At 64.0% G+C, this 19,456-nt stretch carries 18 protein-coding genes; 11 read left to right on the top strand and 7 right to left on the bottom strand.

Annotation, left to right across the window (positions count from 1 at the left end; translation table 11 throughout):
• Positions 1–57 precede the first annotated feature (57 nt).
• The 5 genes from A3AU_RS0118910 (at position 58) to hflX (ending at position 6,442) form a co-directional block, all read left to right on the top strand.
• Positions 58–2,343, top strand: coding sequence for a sensor histidine kinase NtrY-like (locus tag A3AU_RS0118910; RefSeq protein ID WP_027054256.1), 2,286 nt, complete (start codon positions 58–60; stop codon positions 2,341–2,343).
• On the top strand, positions 2,333–3,694 hold the full coding sequence (ntrX, locus tag A3AU_RS0118905) for a nitrogen assimilation response regulator NtrX (RefSeq protein ID WP_010909346.1): 1,362 nt from the start codon (positions 2,333–2,335) through the stop codon (positions 3,692–3,694). The genes A3AU_RS0118910 and ntrX overlap by 11 nt, the downstream gene beginning before the upstream one ends.
• 101 nt (positions 3,695–3,795) lie before the next feature.
• A complete protein-coding gene (locus A3AU_RS0118900) occupies positions 3,796–4,659 on the top strand; it encodes a D-amino-acid transaminase (protein ID WP_027054255.1) in 864 nt (287 codons plus the stop codon).
• 145 nt (positions 4,660–4,804) lie between these two features.
• Complete coding sequence (hfq, locus tag A3AU_RS0118895) at positions 4,805–5,050, top strand: RNA chaperone Hfq (RefSeq protein ID WP_006202172.1); 246 nt, start codon at positions 4,805–4,807, stop codon at positions 5,048–5,050.
• Entirely contained in the window at positions 5,051–6,442 is a 1,392-nt protein-coding gene (gene hflX, locus A3AU_RS0118890) for a GTPase HflX (protein WP_027054254.1), read from the top strand.
• A 55-nt stretch (positions 6,443–6,497) separates the two neighbouring features.
• Here hflX and mazG read toward each other — a convergent pair whose 3' ends face one another.
• On the bottom strand, positions 6,498–7,322 hold the full coding sequence (gene mazG / locus A3AU_RS0118885; RefSeq protein ID WP_027054253.1) for a nucleoside triphosphate pyrophosphohydrolase: 825 nt from the start codon (positions 7,320–7,322) through the stop codon (positions 6,498–6,500).
• Positions 7,323–7,402: 80 nt separating this feature from the next.
• Complete coding sequence (locus A3AU_RS0118880; RefSeq protein WP_027054252.1) at positions 7,403–8,587, bottom strand: amino acid aminotransferase; 1,185 nt, start codon at positions 8,585–8,587, stop codon at positions 7,403–7,405.
• A gap of 172 nt (positions 8,588–8,759) precedes the next feature.
• On the opposite strand from A3AU_RS0118880, the gene A3AU_RS01000000135665 reads away from it, so the two are divergent.
• The 5 genes from A3AU_RS01000000135665 (at position 8,760) to A3AU_RS0118855 (ending at position 12,541) form a co-directional block, all read left to right on the top strand.
• Positions 8,760–9,353 (top strand): histidine phosphatase family protein, encoded by a 594-nt coding sequence (locus tag A3AU_RS01000000135665; protein WP_032917676.1) that lies wholly within the window; start codon positions 8,760–8,762, stop codon positions 9,351–9,353.
• Between the two features lie 83 nt (positions 9,354–9,436).
• Complete coding sequence (locus A3AU_RS0118870; RefSeq protein WP_027054251.1) at positions 9,437–9,988, top strand: sigma-70 family RNA polymerase sigma factor; 552 nt, start codon at positions 9,437–9,439, stop codon at positions 9,986–9,988.
• Positions 9,985–10,758 carry an anti-sigma factor family protein gene (locus tag A3AU_RS0118865; RefSeq protein WP_027054250.1) on the top strand — a complete coding sequence of 258 codons (774 nt, stop codon included), beginning with the start codon at positions 9,985–9,987 and terminating at the stop codon, positions 10,756–10,758. The genes A3AU_RS0118870 and A3AU_RS0118865 overlap by 4 nt, the downstream gene beginning before the upstream one ends.
• 23 nt (positions 10,759–10,781) lie before the next feature.
• A complete protein-coding gene (locus A3AU_RS0118860) occupies positions 10,782–11,498 on the top strand; it encodes a Bax inhibitor-1/YccA family protein (protein ID WP_027054249.1) in 717 nt (238 codons plus the stop codon).
• Between the two features lie 167 nt (positions 11,499–11,665).
• Positions 11,666–12,541, top strand: coding sequence for an aldose 1-epimerase family protein (locus A3AU_RS0118855; RefSeq protein ID WP_027054248.1), 876 nt, complete (start codon positions 11,666–11,668; stop codon positions 12,539–12,541).
• Between the two features lie 45 nt (positions 12,542–12,586).
• Here the strand turns inward: A3AU_RS0118855 and A3AU_RS0118850 are convergent, their stop codons facing one another.
• Positions 12,587–13,501, bottom strand: a complete 915-nt coding sequence (locus A3AU_RS0118850) for an agmatinase (RefSeq protein WP_027054247.1) — start codon at positions 13,499–13,501, stop codon at positions 12,587–12,589.
• 276 nt (positions 13,502–13,777) lie between these two features.
• Here A3AU_RS0118850 and A3AU_RS01000000135660 point away from each other — a divergent pair, with 276 nt between their 5' ends.
• A complete protein-coding gene (locus A3AU_RS01000000135660; protein ID WP_051355401.1) occupies positions 13,778–14,548 on the top strand; it encodes an MFS transporter in 771 nt (256 codons plus the stop codon).
• A 550-nt stretch (positions 14,549–15,098) separates the two neighbouring features.
• Here A3AU_RS01000000135660 and atzF read toward each other — a convergent pair.
• From atzF to A3AU_RS0118825, 4 genes are read right to left on the bottom strand one after another with little or no spacing between them, the layout of a single operon-like run.
• Entirely contained in the window at positions 15,099–16,919 is a 1,821-nt protein-coding gene (atzF, locus tag A3AU_RS01000000135655; protein WP_032917655.1) for an allophanate hydrolase, read from the bottom strand.
• A complete protein-coding gene (locus A3AU_RS0118835; RefSeq protein WP_027054246.1) occupies positions 16,916–17,266 on the bottom strand; it encodes a cupin domain-containing protein in 351 nt (116 codons plus the stop codon). Before A3AU_RS0118835 ends, atzF begins: the two co-directional genes overlap by 4 nt.
• Positions 17,259–17,927 carry a cysteine hydrolase family protein gene (locus A3AU_RS0118830; RefSeq protein ID WP_027054245.1) on the bottom strand — a complete coding sequence of 223 codons (669 nt, stop codon included), beginning with the start codon at positions 17,925–17,927 and terminating at the stop codon, positions 17,259–17,261. The genes A3AU_RS0118835 and A3AU_RS0118830 overlap by 8 nt, the downstream gene beginning before the upstream one ends.
• Positions 17,927–19,456: an ABC transporter ATP-binding protein gene (locus A3AU_RS0118825; protein ID WP_027054244.1), complete on the bottom strand. Its 1,530-nt coding sequence runs from the start codon at positions 19,454–19,456 to the stop codon at positions 17,927–17,929. Before A3AU_RS0118825 ends, A3AU_RS0118830 begins: the two co-directional genes overlap by 1 nt.

Genomic DNA, 19,456 nt, shown 5'->3' with positions numbered 1-19,456 from the left:
TAATCGCCACAATGCGTTGCATAGATCGGACGCAATCATTGGCTCCCAGACGGCGACATGGCTCCGCAGGCACCTGTACTCAACCAACCGCTTTTCAGCGAACCCGGCGCGCGAGACGGGCGCCGCCTGCTGGCACTGCCCGGCATCGTGGCGGTCGTCGGCGCGCTGGTCATGGCGGCCATTTCGTTCACCATCCTGGTCGGCGCGACGCCGATCGCGCCTGACGCCAGGACGACCTGGGCGCTGATCGCGCTCAACGCCGCCTTCGTGCTTTTCCTCATGGCGCTGGTCGGACGCGAGGTGCATCGCATCGTCATGGCGCGCCGGCACGGCAAGGCCGCCTCGCGGCTGCATGTGCGCATCGTCGCCATGTTCGCGCTGGTTGCCGCCATACCCGCCATCATGGTGGCGATCATCGCCTCGATCACGCTCGATATCGGCCTCGACCGCTGGTTCGAGATCCGCACCAAGACGATCGTCAATTCCTCGCTGTCGATCGCCGATGCCTATGTCCAGGAAAACGCCCGCAATCTGCAGGGCACGACGCTGTCGATGGCCTATGATCTCGATGCGTCGCGCACGCTCTACGGCCTTGATCGCACAGGCTTTCTCGACCTCCTGAACAAGGAGGCGGTGGGTCGGTCGCTGGCGCATGCGGCGCTGATCAAGCCCGATGGCTCGTTCGTCATGAGCGCCCAGACCGATGCCGATTTCGCCATGCCGGAGCCGCCGGAAGGCTCAGTCAGCAGCGCTAGCGAGGGCAAACCGGTGCTGATAGAGCCGCGCACCCGCAACATCATGGGGGCCATCGTCAAGCTACGCGAGATCGAGGGTCTCTACCTCTACACCATCCGCCTGGTCGATCCCGAGGTGATCAAGGCCCGGCAGATCGTCAGGTCCAACACCGACGAATACCGCAATCTCGAGGACAACAGGCGCACGTCGCAGGTCGCCTTCGCGCTGCCCTACCTGTCGCTGACCCTGATCATCATCCTGTCGGCGATATGGACCGGCATTGCCGTTGCCGACCGTCTCGTGCGGCCGATTCGCCAGCTCATCGGTGCCGCCGATGAGGTGGCGACCGGCAATCTCGACGTCGCGGTCCCGGTCAGGCCTTCCGATGGCGACGTCGCCTCGCTCGGCGACACGTTCAACAAGATGCTGCTGGAACTCAAATCGCAACGCAACGAGATCCTGTCGGCGAAGGACTTGATCGACGAGCGGCGGCGCTTTTCCGAGGCCGTGCTCGCCGGCGTCACCGCCGGCGTCATCGGCGTCGATCCCTACGGCATCGTCACCATCGTCAACCGTTCGGCCGAATCGATGCTGGCCATCTCCGCCAGTGCCGCGCTCGGGCAGAACCTCTCCGCCGTTCTGCCGCATGTCGGCCGCGTCTTCGAGATCGGCCGCCAGTCGGGCAAGCCCGTCTACCGCGAGCAGGTGACATTCTTCCGCGCCGGCACCGAGCGCACCTTCAATGTGCAGATCACCATCGAAGCGGGCGACGACGGTTCTGAGGAAAAATCCTACGTCGTGACGGTCGACGACATCACTGATCTGGTTCAGGCCCAGCGTTCTTCCGCCTGGGCCGACGTGGCGCGCCGCATCGCCCACGAGATCAAGAACCCGCTGACGCCGATCCAGCTTTCGGCCGAGCGCATCAAGCGCCGCTACGGCAAGGTCATCACTGAGGACCGCGAGGTTTTCGACCAGTGTACCGACACCATCATCCGGCAGGTCGAGGATATCGGCCGCATGGTCGACGAATTCTCCGCCTTCGCGCGTATGCCCAAGCCCGAGATGAAGGCCATCGATCTGCGCGAATCATTGCGTGAGGCGTCGTTCCTGGTCGAAGTGAGCCGCGCCGACATCACCTTCGAGCGGATATTCGGCAACGAACCGCTCAAGGGCACGTTCGACAGCCGGCTGCTGGCGCAGGCTTTCGGCAATGTGATCAAGAACGCCGCCGAGGCGATCGACGGATTGGAACAGAAGGACGGTTCGCACGGCATAATCCGGATTCAAGCCGCCCGTCAGAATGGCGCCATCAGAATTGACGTCATCGACAATGGCAAAGGCCTGCCGCGCGAGAATCGCCAACGGCTGCTCGAGCCCTATATGACCACACGCGAGAAGGGCACCGGACTTGGCCTCGCTATCGTCAAGAAGATCGTGGAGGACCATGGTGGCAGGCTGGAACTTCATGATGCGCCCGCGGATTTCCATGGCGGACGCGGCGCGATGATCAGCATCATCCTGCCGCTCTCGGCTGTCGCGCCGTCACGCGGCGAAGGCAAGACGGAACACGAAAGAGAAACTGAAAAGGTCGGTAATGGCGTCTGATATTCTCATCGTCGATGACGAGGAAGACATCCGCGAGCTCGTCGCAGGAATCCTGAGCGACGAAGGTCACGAAACCCGCACGGCCTTCGATGCCGACAGCGCGCTGGCCGCCATCGCCGATCGTGCGCCGAGGTTGATTTTTCTCGACATCTGGCTGCAGGGCTCGCGTCTGGACGGCCTGGCGCTGCTCGACGAGATCAAGACCATGCATCCGACCCTGCCGGTGGTGATGATCTCCGGCCATGGGAACATCGAAACGGCGGTCTCGGCCATCCGGCGCGGTGCCTATGATTTCATCGAGAAGCCGTTCAAGGCCGACAGGCTGATTCTCATTGCCGAGCGCGCGCTGGAAACCTCGAAATTGCGGCGCGAGGTTTCCGACCTCAAGCAGCGCAGCGGCGAGACCTTCGACCTGATCGGCATGTCGTCGGCGATGAGCCAGCTGCGCCAGACCATCGAGCGCGTCGCGCCGACCAACAGCCGTGTCATGATCATAGGTCCTTCCGGATCCGGCAAGGAACTGGCGGCGCGCGCCATCCACACGCTGTCCGCACGCAAGGGCGCGCCGTTCGTGACACTGAGCGCTGCCAACATCACTCCAGAGCGCATGGAGATCGAGCTGTTCGGCACCGAATCGAACGGTGTCGAGCGCAAGGTCGGTGCGCTGGAAGAAGCGCATCGAGGCATCCTCTACATCGACGAAGTGGCCGACATGCCGCGCGAGACGCAGAACAAGATCCTGCGCGTGCTGGTCGAGCAGCAGTTCGAGCGGGTAGGGGGCACCAAACGGGTCAAGGTCGACGTCCGCATCATCTCTTCGACCTCGCAGAACCTGGAAGCCATGATCGCCGACGGGCGTTTCCGCGAGGATCTGTACCATCGCCTGGCGGTGGTTCCGGTCATGGTGCCCGGACTGGCCGAGCGGCGCGAGGACATCCCCTACCTCGTCGACAACTTCATGAAGCAGATCGCCCGCCAGGCCGGTATCAAGCCGCGCCGCATCGGCGACGACGCGCTTGCCGTGCTGCAGGCGCACAACTGGCCGGGCAACGTCCGCCAGTTGCGCAACAATGTCGAGCGCCTGATGATCCTGGCGCGCGGCGACGACGTCGATGCGCCCATCACCGCGGACCTCCTGCCGTCCGAGATCGGCGATGTTATGCCGCGCACGCCTAACCAGTCCGACCAGCACATCATGGCGCTGCCGTTGCGCGAGGCGCGCGAACAGTTCGAGAAGGATTATCTGATCGCCCAGATCAACCGCTTCGGCGGCAACATCTCGAAGACCGCCGAGTTCATCGGCATGGAGCGCTCGGCGCTGCACCGCAAGCTGAAGTCGCTGGGGGTTTGACTCGCGCGCCGCCCAATTCGCCGCTCGTGGGCCAACCGTTTGCCGGTTACGGTGGCGGCGGAATCGCATAAGACAAGCCCAAGAATTTCCAGGGGTCGCCAATGCCACGCATTGCCTATGTCAACGGGCGCTACGTCGCTCACGCGGACGCTTCCGTGCATATCGAGGATCGCGGTTATCAGTTCGCCGACGGCGTCTATGAGGTCTGCGAGGTGGCGCGGGGCTTCATCGTCGACATGCCGCGCCATCTTTCCCGGCTCAACCGCTCGTTGACCGAACTGTCGATCGCCTGGCCGGTCGCGCGCAACGTGCTGCCGCTGATCCTGCGCGAGGTGGTCAATCGCAACCATGTCGTCAACGGTCTGGTCTATGTGCAGGTGACGCGCGGTGTTGCCAGCCGCGATTTTGTCTTCCCGTCGGCGGACACCAAGCCCTCCCTCGTGGTCACCGCCAGGAAGGCGGACCCCGCCGCTGGTGCGAAGCGAGCCGAGACCGGCATCGCGGTCATCACCGTGCCCGAGAACCGATGGGACCGGGTCGACATCAAGAGTGTCGGTCTGCTGCCCAATGTATTGGCCAAGCAGAAGGCCAAGGAGGCCGGTGCGCAGGAGGCGTGGTTCGTCGATACCGCCGGCAACGTCAAGGAAGGCGGCTCGTCTAACGCCTGGATCGTCACCCGGGACGGCGTCCTGGTCACCAGGCCGGCCGAACACGGCATCCTGCGTGGTATAACTCGCACCACCATGTTCGAGGTTGCGGCGAAGCTCGGCCTGAAGATCGAAGAGCGAGGCTTTTCCGTCGCCGAGGCCAAGGCGGCGCGCGAGGCGTTTATCAGCTCCGCAACGACAATTGCCATGCCTGTCGTGGCCATTGACGGCGATCCGGTGGCCAACGGTCACCCAGGCTCTGTGACACTTTCGTTGCGGCAAGCCTTTTTTGACATTGCGGAAAAAAGTCCAGCCTGATAACCGCACAGGTGGAATGAACATCAATATATCTCGTTCTGCTTGTCGTTACTGACGACAAGACGGTGTTTGCGAGCTTGACATGTGCCCGACAATTTGGCGCATTGGCTTGTAAACCGAAGGGGATCGGCGAAAGACAAGAACAATGGCGGAACGATCGCAAAACCTTCAGGACCTGTTCCTGAATTCAGTTCGCAAGAGCAAGAACCCGCTCACCATCTTCCTCATTAACGGCGTGAAGCTGACCGGCGTGGTCACTTCGTTCGACAATTTCTGTGTGCTGCTGCGCCGCGACGGTCACTCGCAACTCGTCTACAAGCACGCCATTTCCACGATCATGCCGAGCCAACCGGTTCAGATGTTCGATGGCGAGGAAAGCCAGGGCGCCTGATTGGCACGTGAGAAGGACGCGGACGGCACGGTTCGCGGAAAACCAGCGCATCATCCCGGGACGGAAGCCAAGGGGCCGACCCGGGCTGTCGTCATCGTACCTGTGCTTGCCCGCCAGCCGCGCGGCGACGACGACACGAACCGTCCGCGACTGACGCGATCGGCCGACGCTCGCCATGACGAAGCGGTCGGCCTTGCCCGGGCTATCAACCTCGACCCCATCCATACGGCAGTCGTGACTGTCAACGATCCACGCCCGGCGACCTTGCTCGGCAGCGGCAAGGTCGAGGAGTTCGCCGAGATCGTCAAAGAGGGGCAAGCCGAACTGGTCATCGTCGACCATCCGCTCACGCCCGTGCAGCAACGCAATCTCGAAAAGGAACTGAACGCCAAGGTGCTCGACCGCACCGGGTTGATCCTCGAGATTTTTGGCGAGCGCGCCCGAACCAAGGAAGGCACGCTGCAGGTCGAACTCGCCCATCTCAACTACCAGAAAGGGCGCCTAGTGCGCAGCTGGACCCACCTCGAGCGCCAGCGCGGCGGCGCCGGCTTCCTCGGCGGTCCCGGCGAAACCCAGATCGAATCCGACCGGCGGCAATTGCAGGAAAAGATCATCAAGCTGAAGCACGAGCTGGAAACGGTGCGTCGCACCCGCGACCTGCACCGCGCCAAGCGCAAGAAAGTGCCGTTCCCGGTGGTGGCGATCGTCGGCTACACCAATGCCGGCAAGTCGACGCTGTTCAACCGGCTGACTGGAGCGGATGTGCTGGCGCAGGACATGCTGTTTGCCACGCTCGACCCGACGTTGCGCCGCGTGCGCCTGCCGCATGGTACGCCGATCATCCTTTCGGATACGGTCGGTTTCATCTCGGACCTGCCGACGCATCTGATCGCGGCGTTTCGCGCGACGCTGGAAGAGGTGGTCGAGGCCGATCTCGTCATCCATCTGCGCGACATTTCCGATCCCGACACGGCGGCACAGGCCGAGGATGTCGAACGCATCCTGGCCGACCTTGGTGTCGACGCCGGTGATACCAAGCGCGTCATCGAAGTGTGGAACAAGATCGATCTGCTGGACGAAGGCAACAGGAACAGGCTGCTTGCCGATGCCGCCGATGGCAGCAGGGGTCCGCCGATCGCCGTATCGGCGATATCAGGCGAGGGCATCGACGCGCTGAAAGCGCTCGTCGAGACACGCATGGCTGGCGAGCTCGAAGACCTGACGGTAACGATCGAGCCAGCGCAGTTCGGTCTTGTCGACTGGCTCTATCGCAATGGCGATATCGTTTCGCGCACCGACAATGAAGACGGCAGCGCCACCATCTCGCTCAAGGCCACGCAAAGCGCCCGCGAAGAGATCGAAAGCCGATTGCGGCGTAAAAACAACGGCTAACCCAAGGCAATTCCAGCAAAGCTGTATCGCGGTTTCCCATCGGACCTTGCCGAGCTTAATTTGCAGTTTTTGCTTCCTGCCAGAGCGCTTCCATCTCGGCCAAGGTGGCTTTCTCCAGCGTGTTGCCGGACTTTTCCAAAGCCTGTTCGACATAGTGGAAGCGCGACCTGAATTTCTCGTTGGTGCCGCTCAGCGCCGCTTCCGAATCGAGCTTGAGATGTCGCCCGAGATTGACGACGGCGAACAGCATGTCGCCGAACTCGTCCTTGATCGAGGCCGTGTCGCCCTTGGCCAATGCCTCGCGCAACTCGCCGATCTCTTCCTCGATCTTGTCGAGGATGGGGGCTGCCTCGCTCCAGTCGAAGCCGACACGGGCGGCCTTCTCCTGCAATTTGAGTGCTCGCGTGAGTGCGGGCAGGGCGACGGGAACGCTGTCCAGATACCCTTTGCCATTGTCTTCCGGGTCGAGGCCGCGCGCGAGCCGGGCTCGCCGCTTCTCCGCCTTTTCCTGCGCCTTGATCTTTTCCCACATGCCCTTGGCCATGCCGGCGCTGCGGGCTTTCTCGTCGCCGAAGACATGCGGGTGGCGACGGATCATCTTCGTCGTGATCGCCTGGACCACATCCGGGAAGGCAAACTCACCGGCTTCCTCAGCCATCTGCGCATGATAGACGACTTGCAGCAGGAGATCGCCGAGCTCGTCACGCAGATCGTCGAGGTCGCCGCGCGCGATGGCATCCGCCACCTCATAGGCTTCCTCGATCGTATAGGGCGCGATGGTCGAGAAATCCTGCTCGATGTCCCACGGGCAACCGGTCTTCGGCGCGCGCAGCGCCGCCATGATCTCGATCAGGCGCGAAATGTCCTTGGATGGCGTCATAGAGCGTATGCTATCGCGCCGCCCGGCGCGCGGCCAACGCTGTCAGCCGGCCAGGAGGGCTTGTCCACAGGCGAGCCGCTTCAGTCGAGCACGGAGACGATCGCCTTGGCGAGTTCGTCCATCCCATCCTCGGGCAGTCCGGCGACGTTGATGCGGCTGTCGCCGACCATGTAGACGCCATGTTCGGCACGCAGCCGCTCGACCTGCGCTTCCGTCAGGCCAAGCCGCGAGAACATGCCGCGATGGCTGGCGACGAAGTCGAAGCGGTCGGAGTTGGACTGCCGGCGCAGCGCCTCGGCGAACTGGACGCGCAGCCGAAGCATGCGCAGGCGCATCTCTTCCAACTCGGCTTCCCAGTCGGCGCGGAGGCTGGCGTCTTCGAGCACGATGCGCACCGCGGCTGCACCATGGTCCGGCGGCATCGAATACATGGCGCGTGCGGCCGACAGAATCTGGCTCATAGCCACATCGGCCTGCGCGCTGTCCCTGGCCAGAACCATCGCCGCGCCGACACGGTCGCGGTAGACGGCAAAATTCTTCGAGCAGCTCGACGCGACAACCATTTCGGGCACTTTCGCAGCCAGCAGGCGCAGGCCGAGCGCGTCGGCCTCGAGGCCATCGCCAAAGCCCTGATAGGCGATGTCGACGAAGGGCAGCAGTCCGCGTTCGACGACCAGATCGGTCACGGCCTGCCACTGGGCCGCATCCAGATTGGCGCCGGTCGGATTGTGGCAACAGCCATGCAGCAGCACCACGTCGCCGCGCTCTGCCGTCAGCAACGCCGCCAGCATGTCGTCGAAACGCACAAATCCCGAAGCCGCATCGAAATAAGGGTATTCGCGGATCTGCAGGCCGGCGGCACGCATCACCGGCATATGGTTAGGCCAGGTCGGGTCCGACAGCCAGACAGTGGCGTCCGCACGCGTCCGCTTCAGCAATTCCGCCACCAGGCGCAGCGCCCCGGAGCCGCCAGGCGCCTGCGCCGCCCGGATACGCGTCATGTCCGCGCCCGGACCGAAGGCGAGCTTGGCCATCACCGCGTTGAAGCCGGAATCACCGGCAAGGCCGAGATAGGTTTTGGTGTCCTGGCTGTTCAGCAGCCGCTTTTCAGCCTCGCGCACCGCACGCATAACCGGCGTCTTGCCGTCGCGATCCTTGTAGACGCCGACGCCGAGATCGACTTTGTTGGTGCGCGGATCGGCGCGGTAGAGGCCGATCAGGGCCAGGATCTTGTCGGCGGGGGCTGGCTGCAGGTCTTCGAACATCATTCTGGTTCCGTTTGCGCGGCGGAGTGATACGCAAATCGAAGGTGATGCACCAGCGCTTTTAGTTGCGCAAAACATAAGGCGGCGCCCAGGGCACGGCCTTTCGATCGAAACGATAGCCGCTACGCAGCGTATGCGTCGCTTCGAAAGCGGTTCAAGGGATTGCTGCCTGATGCTCGTAAGGCTGACGATGATCTGCAACGGCGCCACGGCCGCGACCCGGCGGGGGTCGTTTCCGCTCGACGAGCCGTTGGAACCGCGGTCGCTGACGCTGGCGAAGGCGATGCGCGGCATGCTGCGCCGTGCCGACCGTGTCTGGACAGGGCCGGCGCTTCGCGCCCGCCAGACCGCGGACGCACTGGCGTTGGATGGATCGGTGGACCCGCTTCTGGCGGACCAGGACCATGGAAGCTGGGCCGGGAAGGGATTTGACGACGTCCAGGCGCAACAGCCTGAGGGCATCGCTGCATGGCTCACGGACCCCCACGCAGCACCGCATGGCGGCGAGTCGCTGGCCGACGTCGCTCATCGTTCGTCCGACTTCATGGACCGCTTGGTGGCCGAGCGGGGCCACACAATCGCGCTGACCCATGCCAGCGTGATTCGAACCGCGATCCTGCATGTTTTGGGTGCGCCGCTTGCCGCAAGCCGGAAGATCGATATCGAGCCACTGAGCGTCACGGATTTTCGCAGCGACGGCCGCAGATGGGTCTTGCGCGCCTGCGGCGTAACTTTTCCCAAATCGGCAAAACCACTTCGCCCCTGAAAGCCAGGCTGGGCGAGGCGCGGCGAACGAGGCGGCTGATCCGACACAAGAAAAACCGGACGGCTCGGGATTAAAATCCCCACATGCTCCGTAAACAGGGCATGAAACGGTCGATGCCACGCTTTGACATCATTGGACAGCTCGGATCGTTGCGGCGCTACGCGCAGTCGTTGACGCGCGACAGCGCGGATGCCGAGGATCTCGTGCATGACGCTCTGGTACGCGCCTATGAGCGTCGCGGCACCTTCCGCTCCGGCGGAAACCTGCGGGGCTGGTTGCTGTCGATCGTCCATAACGCGTTCGTCGACCGCATGCGTTCGCGCCGCTCGGAAGCGGCACGGATCGAGCAGGCCGGATACCTCATCGACACCGCCACGCCGGCACCGCAGGAGCATTCGGTGCGCCTGGCGCAGGTGCGGGATGCCTTCTTCAACCTTCCCGAAGAGCAGCGTTCGGCGCTGCATCTGGTCGCCATAGAAGGGCTTTCCTACCAGCAGGCGGCCAATGCGACCGGAGTGCCGCTGGGCACGTTGATGTCGCGCATCGGCAGGGCGCGTGCCGCCTTGCGCCAGATGGAGGACGCCGCTCCGGGGCGCGGCAAGAACCATCTCAGGATTGTCGGAGGTGAGCAATGAACGCTCTTGTCGACCCGGTCACCGACGCCGATCTCGACGCTTATGTCGACGAGCAGCTCGATGTCACCCGCCGCATCGAGGTCGAGGCATTCCTGTCGACACGTCCGGGGGCCGCCGCACGCGTGATGTCGGATCTGCGGACCCGTGACGAACTGCGCGTGGCGCTTGCCGGCTCGAAAGGCATGGCGCGACCGGCGACCGCTGACGCGGCACGCCGGCTGGAGAGGGGGCTTGTCCGTGGTCGCATCTTCGGCGCCTTGCAGCGCGCTGCCGCGGTTGCCGCTTTCGTTGCCGCCGGCTGGCTGGCGAACGGCATCATCGGTCCGATGTCGGTGACCAAGGTCGTCGCTTCGCCGCAGCCGCCTGCCTATGTCGATGAGGCGGTGCGCGCGCACAGAACCACGCTGGTGCGCGAAACCATGCCTTCGCAGCCGGTGGCGCCCAATTACAATGCCGGCGAGATCCGGGCCGCCACCGCCATCGTCATGCCGTCGCTGCCGAAGGACTGGAAGGTACGCGACGTCCAGATCTATCCGTCGCGCTTCGGCCCGAGCGTCGAGATGGCGGTCGACACCGGGGACATGGGCCTGGTGTCGCTGTTTGCGATCCGGCCGGGAACCTTCGACGTGGTCAAGCCGACCGTCGCGCCCTCGGGCGATATTTCCTCGGCCTATTTCCAGATCGGCGAAGTCGCCTACGCGGTGGTCGCGAAAAGCGGGGTTCATGACCTCGACCGCGCCGCCGAGACGCTCGCCAGAACGCTCTACTGACCGATCCACAAAGGAGACTGAGAATGAACACGCCCAATCTGGGATATCGCGTCGGCACCGGCGCTCAGGCCGGAGCCGTCTTCGACGAGGGCCTGCGCCAGCACATGCTGCGCGTCTACAACTATATGGGCCTTGGCCTCGTGGTCACCGGCCTGGTCGCCTTCATGGTGTCGTCGACGCCGGCGCTCTATGTCCCGATCTTCTCCAGCCCGCTGAAGTATGTGGTGATGCTGGCGCCGCTCGCCTTCGTCCTGCTGTTTTCGTTCAAGATGCAGACCATGTCGGCGGCCAGCGCGCAGATGATGTTCTGGGCCTTCTGCGCTGTGATGGGCCTGTCGCTCGCTTCCGTGTTCCTGGTTTTCACTGGAACCAGCATCGCGCGTACCTTCTTCATCGCCGCCACCATGTTCGGCGCTACCAGCCTCTATGGCTACACGACCAGGCGCGACCTGACGCAGTTCTCGTCGTTCCTGATCATGGGCTTGATCGGCGTTGTGATCGCCAGCATCGTCAACATCTTCCTTGGCTCGACCGCGCTGCAGTTCGCCATTTCGGTGATCGGCATCGCCGTCTTCATCGGCCTGACCGCCTGGGATACGCAGACGATCAAGGAACAGTATGCCGAGAATTTCGACGCTGAATCGCGTCAGAAGCTGGCCGTTTTCGGCGCCTTTTCGCTCTATCTGAACTTCATCAACATCTTCCAGCTGCTGCTGAATTTCACCGGCGAGCGCGAGTAACGACTGTCCGCCGTGGGCAAGGGCGGGGTTCTCGCCCTTGATGCGGAGAGGTGGCCGGAGGAGAGATCCTCCGGCCACAATCCGTTCCGGCAGGACCAAGTGCGGCTTGAGTCCTCAAGAGCCTTTGCTAGTCTGCCTCGCGACAGCCTTCAAAACCACGAGGACACATGGAACAGGACAGCCATACGCTTCACGGCGACGGCATCTCGGCTGTCATAGTCGGGCAGGGCGCCGAACTGGTTTCGCTGCAGGATGCGCAAGGATTTGAGTTCCTGTGGCAGGCCGGGCCGGAGTGGCGGCGCCATTCGCCGGTGCTGTTCCCGATTGTCGGCCGGCTGAAGGGCGACCAACTGCGCCATCGCGGCCGGACCTACCCGATGACGCAGCACGGCTTCGCCCGCGACAAGCCGTTTGTGTGGGCGCAGAGGGGGCCTCGGTCCTGCACGCTGGTGCTCACCGACGACGCCGATACGCGCGCGCACTATCCCTTCGCGTTTCGCCTTGCCGCGACCTATACGCTGGGCCGCCAGCAGCTTGCTGTGGCCTTGGAGGTCACCAACACCGGCGACGAGCCATTGCCGGCTTCGGTTGGCGCGCATCCGGCCTTCAACTGGCCGCTATTGCCCGAGCTTTCCAAGGAAGCCTATCGGCTTGATTTTGCCGTGGCTGAGCCGCAGCCAATTCGCCGCCTCAAGGATGGGCTGCTGTTGCCAGCATCCCGGCCGACGCCAATCGAAGGCAGGACGCTGGCACTGGCCGAAAGCCTGTTCGACGACGACGCCGTCATCCTGGATCGGCCCGCGAGCACCAGCGTGCGCTACGCCGCGGACCATGGTCCGGCGATCGAGATGTCATGGCAGGGGGCAGAAGAACTCGGCATCTGGTCCAAGCCTGGCGGCGCGCCGTTCCTCTGCATCGAGCCCTGGCATGGCATCGCAAGCCCCGTCGACTTCGACGGCGAATTCAGCGACAAGCCCGGCGTGATGCTGATCGAGCCAGGCGCGACGCGTTCGCTGAGCTACTGGATTAATGTGGGCCGCTAGCCGGCGCGATCGCGCCGGCTCGGACAAGGACGCTCGAACCAGCATTCAGCCGCTCTGCCGGACGATTGTGCCGATCACATTGACGAGAAGGCGCGCGGCGGTCAGCGCCGACAGGCCGTCGATGTCGGCGGGCGGATAGAGCTCCACAAGGTCGAACCCGGCGATTTTGGCGTGCTTGCCGAGCCCCGCGATCAGATCGATCGCCTGCGTGTAGGAGAGGCCGCCGGGCGTACGCGCCGCCACGCCCGGCATGATTCCTGGGTCGAGACTGTCGCAGTCGAAGGTGACGACGACCCGCGCGCCTTCCGGAATATGCTGAAGGGCGGCTCCCACGCCCTGAGCATGGACCTCACGCGCTGTCACGAAACGGCTGCCATAGTGCCGCGCCGCTTCGATTTCAGCGCGGCGCGCGCTGCCGACGCTGCGCAGCCCGACCTGCACCATGCCGGCGACATGCGGCATCTCGCTCGCCCGACGCATCGGGCTCGAATAACCGTAGCGTTCGCCATGCACCTCGTCGCGCCAGTCGATATGGGCATCGACCTGCAGGATCCAGACCGGCCCGTGATCGGCGAAGCCGGCAAGGAAAGGGATGACGACGGAATCGTCACCGCCAAGCAGGATCGGCACCGCCGGCAAGGACAGCACCCCGCGCGTCTTCGCCTCGATCCGGGCCCGGTTGCCGGCATTGTCGTGCAGGGGAGTCGAGATGTCGCCGGCGTCGACGCAACAGACCGGCGTGCCGTCGAACAACGGGCCGCAGAGATCGAAATCCCAGTGCTCGAGAAGCGGGGCATCACCCTGGCTGGCTGCCCGGATGGCGTCGGCCGCCAAGGCATGGCCGCTGCTGTCCTTGCCGGGATAGGTGCTGCCGTGGCCGGCTCCGAAGATCACGGCACGGGGCGTGCGGCCGTCGGCGAGGCGATCGGGGAGGCCGAGAAAGGGAGGCGAGGCGGTCATTTATGGATGCCTTGATCGTTGCGCCCGGTGCGACAACCGCTTGGGGCAGGGTGGTTAGTTCAGCTCGGAGTTTTGCGACAATTCGTGTCTTGAGCAACAGATGGGCGAGGGCGATGAACAGCGTTCTGATGACGGTAGGTTGCGGTCGTCAGTTGGTCCAGTTTGCGGAGCCGGTCGGGGCCGATCCGGAAGGCGCCCTCGGCTTTGGCTTTGAGGGTTCAATAGCTCCTTTGTTCATCAGCCGGCTGACCAGGTTCAAACAGATACGAGATTCACTTGAACCTGGTCGACCGTGGCCATGGCCGCATCGTGATGAGCGGTGCGGCGGTGGGCGCGGGGCTCATGCTCTTCGTCTGGTCGCAGGTGTCGAACGTCTTCGTCTTCTATGCCATCGTCGCAACGATCGGATGCCTGCAGGCCGCTAACTTCTACGAATCAGCGTTTGCCGTAATCGCGCGGCGTGTCGGATCTGGTAACGCCCGCCGTGGCATCACGGCCCTGACGTTGTGGGGCGGCTTCGCGAGCACCGTCTTCATCCCGCTCATCCAACTCCTCATCAGCATGTTCGGATGGCGTGACGCGCTTGTGGTTCTCGGCGCGATAAACATCGTGATCTGCGGCGGTCTCTACTTCCTCGCTATCGACCCAGCCAAGGACTATCCGGTTCCGGCGCGCCAGCGGCACGAGGCCCCGCCGCTAGCGGGCCGCAAGGCCGTGGTGTGGGCGATGCGCCGCCCGGTGTTCTGCGCGCTGGTGGTGGCGCTCGTCGGTTACGAGGCAGCCTTCGCCGCGTTAACCTTCCGCCTCTATCCGCTGCTGCCAGAACGAGGACTGGTTACTGCTGGCGTCGTCACCGTCCTGGCGGTCATCGGACCCGCGCAAGTAGCCGGGCGAATTCTGATGATGTTCTTCGCGCCCAATGCTCCGATCCGCAGGCATCGTGGATGGCACTATGCCTTGGATGGCATTGTCGGTGGCGTGGCGGCGCTCGCCATCTGGCTGGCTTGCGGAAAGCTTGGCCAGGAGCAAATAGCGGCAATCTCTTGAGTAATATCGCACACGAAAGTAATGGCAAACAGTGACCGAGAGGGCTTTATTCTACCGTCGAGATCGTCAGTCTTTTGCCTCCGCGGATATCGGCGCGGGAAAGTCTCCGAACTGCTCAGCCGGCGTCCACAGGACGGTGAAGCACTTCTCCGACATTATCCGCTTGGACGAAGGCGGGCTATGCCTCGGTGTGGGTCAACCAAGGATGGCAGAGCGATGCTCGGCGAAAGCTGGATAAACTTGGTCGCTGTAAACCGCGCATTGGCCTTGGCCTTTCAGGCGTGAGCCAGATCAAATCTCGGCCTAACTTGTTTTCGCACGAGGCCTTAACAGCCGACCAGATAGCACGGGCGTCCCGGGAGGAGCGACGCTCCTCCCGGCTTCTGCAAGTTCATCAAAGCAACGACCGTTTCTCGACAATATCACTCCATAAGCAGATCGACCGCTCACGACCCCAAAGTCGCCGGACTGGAATGCGCCCAATGTCGGCCATTGAGTTCACCTTCGCCGTTCGTGAAAGTAGACACGGTCGAAGACTCCGCCGAGGTTGCTAGGTCGCCAGAAGATTGGCCTTTTCTTGGTCGCGTCTGACAAAACTGCGCCAGCCACCATAGGCGGAGATATCGGAAGCGTCAGCTAGGCCGGCGGTTTCTACCAGGAACCCCTTGGCCGCGCTGCCGTCCTCGAGTTCGATCGTTCCCACGCCCAGCGGTGGGGGGATGGCGGCGACGAACCGTCCGAAGGCTTCCGGGTCAAGCCGCCAGACCTCGACATCTATTCGCATGCCATCCCTGGAGACCCGGACGAGGCCCGGCTTGGGCACGGACTGGCCGGCAAGAGCGTAGAGCCGGTAGGCAGGTGTGGTTTTCGTAACTCTCGAGAATTGGGCGCCTAGATCCCTTAGCTGACCGTTAAGCGGCATCCCCGAAAGATGCGCGCCGACCACCACCAGATCGATCGTCTGGTCCCGCGCAATGTTGCCAGGCAATGCACTTCCCGGCTGCGGCCAGCCGGTTGCGCCAAGCGGAAGTCCACTCGCGGCATGGATGTCGCGGGCCAGTGCGGCCGTCAGCCAGTCCTTGCCCGCCATGGCCAGCAACGTCACGCTCATCGGCAGCCCGTCGCCGCGTTTGCCGGTCGGCACGGCGATGCCGCACATGTCGAGCAGATTGACGAAGTTGGTATAGGTGCCGAGCCGGCTGTTGGTGGCGACCGGATCCGCAAGCACCGCATCGAGCCCATAATGCGTCGGCGCGGTCGGCACGCAGATCAGGTCGACCGAAGCAATGACAGGCGCGAGCTTCGCCTTGTAGGCCTGAAGCGCATAGAGGCCCCTGAAGGCATCGGCCGCCGACAACCCGCGCGCACCGCCGATGATTTTGCGCGTCACCGGATGCATGGCCGCTTCGTTGGCGTCCATGAAGGCGCGGATCGCCGCGTAGCGTTCGGCAACCCAGGCGCCTTCATAGAGAAGATTGGCAGTGGCGTAGAAATCGGAGAAGGGGACTTCGACCAGCTGGCAGCCAAGCTTTTCCAGAAGGCCAAGAGCCGCCTCGAAGCCGGCCTGCATCGAGGCGTCGCCGAAGAATTCGAGATCCGCCTTCGCCGGCACGCCGACGCTCAGCACCGGCGGGCGCGGGGCAAGGGCAGGGACCTTGATCGCACGTGAATAGGCATCGGCCGGATCCCTGGCCGCCGCGGCCGTGAAGACGGAGTAGGCGTCGTCGACGTTCAGCGCGAACACCGAGATGCAGTCGAGCGTGCGGCAGGCCGGCACCACGCCGGCGGCCGAGAGTGCGCCAACCGTCGGCTTCAGCCCGACAATGTTGTTGAGGCCGGCGGGGATGCGGCCGGACCCGGCCGTATCGGTGCCGAGCGCGAAGGAGACGATGCCGCGCGCCGTCGCAACGGCGGATCCCGAAGACGAACCGCCGGGCACCAGGCTGGCATCGACGGCGTTCCTCGGGATCGGATACGGCGTGCGCACGCCGACCAGGCCGGTCGCGAACTGGTCGAGATTGGTCTTGCCGACCACCAGCGCGCCGGCGGCTTTCAGCCGTGCCACCACGGTTGCGTCCTTGTCGGGCACATAGGCATATTCGGCGCAGGCGGCGGTCGTCGGCATGCCGGCGACGTCGATATTGTCCTTGACCGCGAACGGCACGCCCCACAGCGGCTTGCCCACCGGATCGAACGGTCCGAGCTCCCGCGCCTGAGCCAGCATGTCCGCCTTTGTGGCGAGGTGGATGAAGATGCCGGGATCGTCAGCCGCTGTGATGCGGGCATGCACGGCATCGATCATGTCCGCGACAGTGACACCGCTGGCATAGGCCGCGTGCAGACTGCCAATATCGAAACGAATCTCGCTCATTTGGCCTCCCCCAGAATGATCACCGGCAAGTCCCACTGGATCAGCACGACGCAGCCGTCCTTGGTCCACACCGAATGCTCGGTCCCGACCGGGTTCAGGATGACGCTGCCGGCTGAATAGTCGTCGTTCTCGTCGCTCTGCGTGCCCTCGAGCACGACGATGGTTTCAAGCCCGACATGGCGATGGCGCGGCACGCCGGCGCCGGGCCGGTAGTCGAGGATCGCCACCGACGGCTCGACGGGTCCGCCCTTCAGCAGCCAGTGCACGGTGATACCCTCGCGAAAAGGCTCGAACGCCAGGTCGCGCCAGCCGCCACCGACGAGGCCGGCAAAACTCAGATTAGCCATTGGCAAGTCCCTGCAGTACCTGGTCGGTCGTTGCCGTCCAGCCAACGATGGCGCCTTGCGCCCGGATCATGGCGATAGCCGCCGCCTTGAACTCGGGAAAATAGCTTTCCGTCGCGTCTTCGGCGAGCAGGCACTCATAGCCGCGATCATTGGCCTCGCGCATCGTCGTCTGCACGCAGACCTCGGTGGTGACGCCGGCGAAAACCAGTTGCTGCGCGCCGAGCCGCTTCAGTTCGTCACCGAAGTTGGTCGCATAGAATGCTCCCTTGCCCGGCTTTTCGATGACGATCTCGCCGGGCAGCGGCTTGAGTTCGTCGAGGATCGCCGTGCCGGGCTCACCGACGATCAGCACGCGGCCCATCGGCCCGGCATCGCCGATGCGGATCGACGGATTGCCGCGATTGCGCTTGGCCGGCGGCAAGTCGGAAAGGTCGGCACGGTGGCACTCCATGGTGTGGATCACCGGCAGGCCGGCAGCGCGACAGCCCTCGATCAGCCGCTTCACCGTCGGCACGATCGCCGTGACGCGGCTGACATCGTTGCCCAGGCTGGCGCCGAAGCCGCCGGGCTCGGCGAAGTCGCGCTGCATGTCGATGACGACCAGCGCCATCGTGTCGGGCCTGAACGCAAAGGCGAAAGGCTGCGCATCGATTTCCGCCATCAGTGATGTCCTGCCATATGCTCGCCAATAGTCTGAACGCTCGCCCCGGCGATCGGCGTCTCGTAAACCAGCGCACCGTCCGACATGACGAAGATCCGGTCGGACAGTTCCAGCAACTCGTCGAGGTCCTCCGACATCAAGAGCACGGCCGCACCCGCATTGCGCGCCTTCATGATGCGGGCGCGGATTTCGGCGATCGCCGAGAAGTCGAGGCCGAAGCACGGGTTGGAGACGATCAGCAGATCGACCGCGCCGGTCAGTTCGCGCGCCAGCACCGCGCGTTGCACATTGCCGCCCGAGAGCGAGGCGATCGGCGAGGACAGCGAGGCGGTCTTGACCTTGAACTGCTCGACCAGCCTGGCACTGAAGGAGCGGATGGCGCGGGCGTTGATCCAGCTCACCGGCCGGCCATTGCCGTCCATGTCGAAGGTGCGGAAGGAGATGTTCTCGGCCACCGTCATTTTCGGCGCGCAGGCATTCTTCAGCGGCTCCTCTGGAATGAGCCGCACATTGAGCGCGCGCGCCTCGGCCCGCGTCGCCGCATAGGCGGAGCCGCGCACCAGCACCTCGCCCGCGTCGCGCGGACGCTGGCCGGCCAGCACTTCGAGGAATTCCTTCTGGCCGTTGCCGGAAATGCCGGCGATGCCGACGATCTCGCCCGAGCGCACGCCGAGATCCGCGATTTTGATCGATTTCAGCCCGGTGCGGTCAGGCGCCCTCAGCGACCTGACCTTGAGCACGATCTCGGCATCGGCTTTCGGCGCCGCACGGCTGTCGAGCACGGCGATCGGCTGGTCGCCGATCATCATCGTCGCCATTGCCTTGTGCTCAAGGTCGGCGACCCGGCCGGTTCCCGTCAGCTTGCCCTTGCGCAGCACGCTGACATCGTCGGCGAAGGCGGTGACCTCATGGAATTTATGCGAGATCATCAGCACGGTGAGGTCGCCTGCTTTTGTCATGTCGCGCACCAGCCCCAGCACCTCCTGCGCCTCGCCGGGGGTGAGCACCGATGTCGGCTCGTCCAGCACCAGGAAGGAGCGGCCGAGATAGAGCTGCTTGATGATTTCGAGCTTCTGCTTCTCGCCGGCGGCAAGCTCCGCCACCTTGACGTCGAGCGGCAGCTTGAACGGCATGCGCTCCATGAACACGGCGAGATCGCCACGCTCCTTGCGCCAGTCGATGATGCCGGGAACCTTCTCGCGCGCAATGACGAGGTTTTCCGCGCCCGTCAGCGACGGCACCAGAGTGAAATGCTGGTAGACCATGCCGAGGCCAAGCGCCGAGGCGTCCTTCGGGCTGGCGATCTTGACCTCACGGCCATCGACGAGCATGTCGCCTGATGTCGGGTGATAAAAACCCATCATGCACTTGACCAGCGTCGACTTGCCGGCGCCGTTCTCGCCGAGCAGTGCGTGGAACGAGCCCGCCGGCACCTTCACCGACACGGCGTCCAGCGCCGTGAAGCCGCCGAAACGCATGGTCATGCCGATGGTTTCGACGCCGACCGCTCTTCTCACGCTGTCACTCAT

Origin of the sequence: Mesorhizobium erdmanii USDA 3471, from assembly GCF_000472705.1 — a bacterium.
GTDB lineage: Bacteria > Pseudomonadota > Alphaproteobacteria > Rhizobiales > Rhizobiaceae > Mesorhizobium > Mesorhizobium erdmanii.
The sequence above is the reverse complement of the archived record's forward strand: the minus strand, read 5'-3'. Positions and strand labels throughout refer to the sequence as shown.

What these genes read in the sequence shown, in the direction of transcription:
- A3AU_RS0118910 (WP_027054256.1), top strand. Translation starts at nt 58, where the DNA reads ATGGCTCCGCAGGCACCTGTACTCAACCAACCGCTTTTCAGCGAACCC.
- ntrX (WP_010909346.1), top strand. Translation starts at nt 2,333, where the DNA reads ATGGCGTCTGATATTCTCATCGTCGATGACGAGGAAGACATCCGCGAG.
- A3AU_RS0118900 (WP_027054255.1), top strand. Translation starts at nt 3,796, where the DNA reads ATGCCACGCATTGCCTATGTCAACGGGCGCTACGTCGCTCACGCGGAC.
- hfq (WP_006202172.1), top strand. Translation starts at nt 4,805, where the DNA reads ATGGCGGAACGATCGCAAAACCTTCAGGACCTGTTCCTGAATTCAGTT.
- mazG (WP_027054253.1), bottom strand. Translation starts at nt 7,322, where the DNA reads ATGACGCCATCCAAGGACATTTCGCGCCTGATCGAGATCATGGCGGCG.
- A3AU_RS0118880 (WP_027054252.1), bottom strand. Translation starts at nt 8,587, where the DNA reads ATGTTCGAAGACCTGCAGCCAGCCCCCGCCGACAAGATCCTGGCCCTG.
- A3AU_RS01000000135665 (WP_032917676.1), top strand. Translation starts at nt 8,760, where the DNA reads ATGCTCGTAAGGCTGACGATGATCTGCAACGGCGCCACGGCCGCGACC.
- A3AU_RS0118870 (WP_027054251.1), top strand. Translation starts at nt 9,437, where the DNA reads ATGCTCCGTAAACAGGGCATGAAACGGTCGATGCCACGCTTTGACATC.
- A3AU_RS0118865 (WP_027054250.1), top strand. Translation starts at nt 9,985, where the DNA reads ATGAACGCTCTTGTCGACCCGGTCACCGACGCCGATCTCGACGCTTAT.
- A3AU_RS0118860 (WP_027054249.1), top strand. Translation starts at nt 10,782, where the DNA reads ATGAACACGCCCAATCTGGGATATCGCGTCGGCACCGGCGCTCAGGCC.
- A3AU_RS0118855 (WP_027054248.1), top strand. Translation starts at nt 11,666, where the DNA reads ATGGAACAGGACAGCCATACGCTTCACGGCGACGGCATCTCGGCTGTC.
- A3AU_RS0118850 (WP_027054247.1), bottom strand. Translation starts at nt 13,501, where the DNA reads ATGACCGCCTCGCCTCCCTTTCTCGGCCTCCCCGATCGCCTCGCCGAC.
- atzF (WP_032917655.1), bottom strand. Translation starts at nt 16,919, where the DNA reads ATGAGCGAGATTCGTTTCGATATTGGCAGTCTGCACGCGGCCTATGCC.
- A3AU_RS0118835 (WP_027054246.1), bottom strand. Translation starts at nt 17,266, where the DNA reads ATGGCTAATCTGAGTTTTGCCGGCCTCGTCGGTGGCGGCTGGCGCGAC.
- A3AU_RS0118830 (WP_027054245.1), bottom strand. Translation starts at nt 17,927, where the DNA reads ATGGCGGAAATCGATGCGCAGCCTTTCGCCTTTGCGTTCAGGCCCGAC.
- A3AU_RS0118825 (WP_027054244.1), bottom strand. Translation starts at nt 19,456, where the DNA reads ATGAGTGACAGCGTGAGAAGAGCGGTCGGCGTCGAAACCATCGGCATG.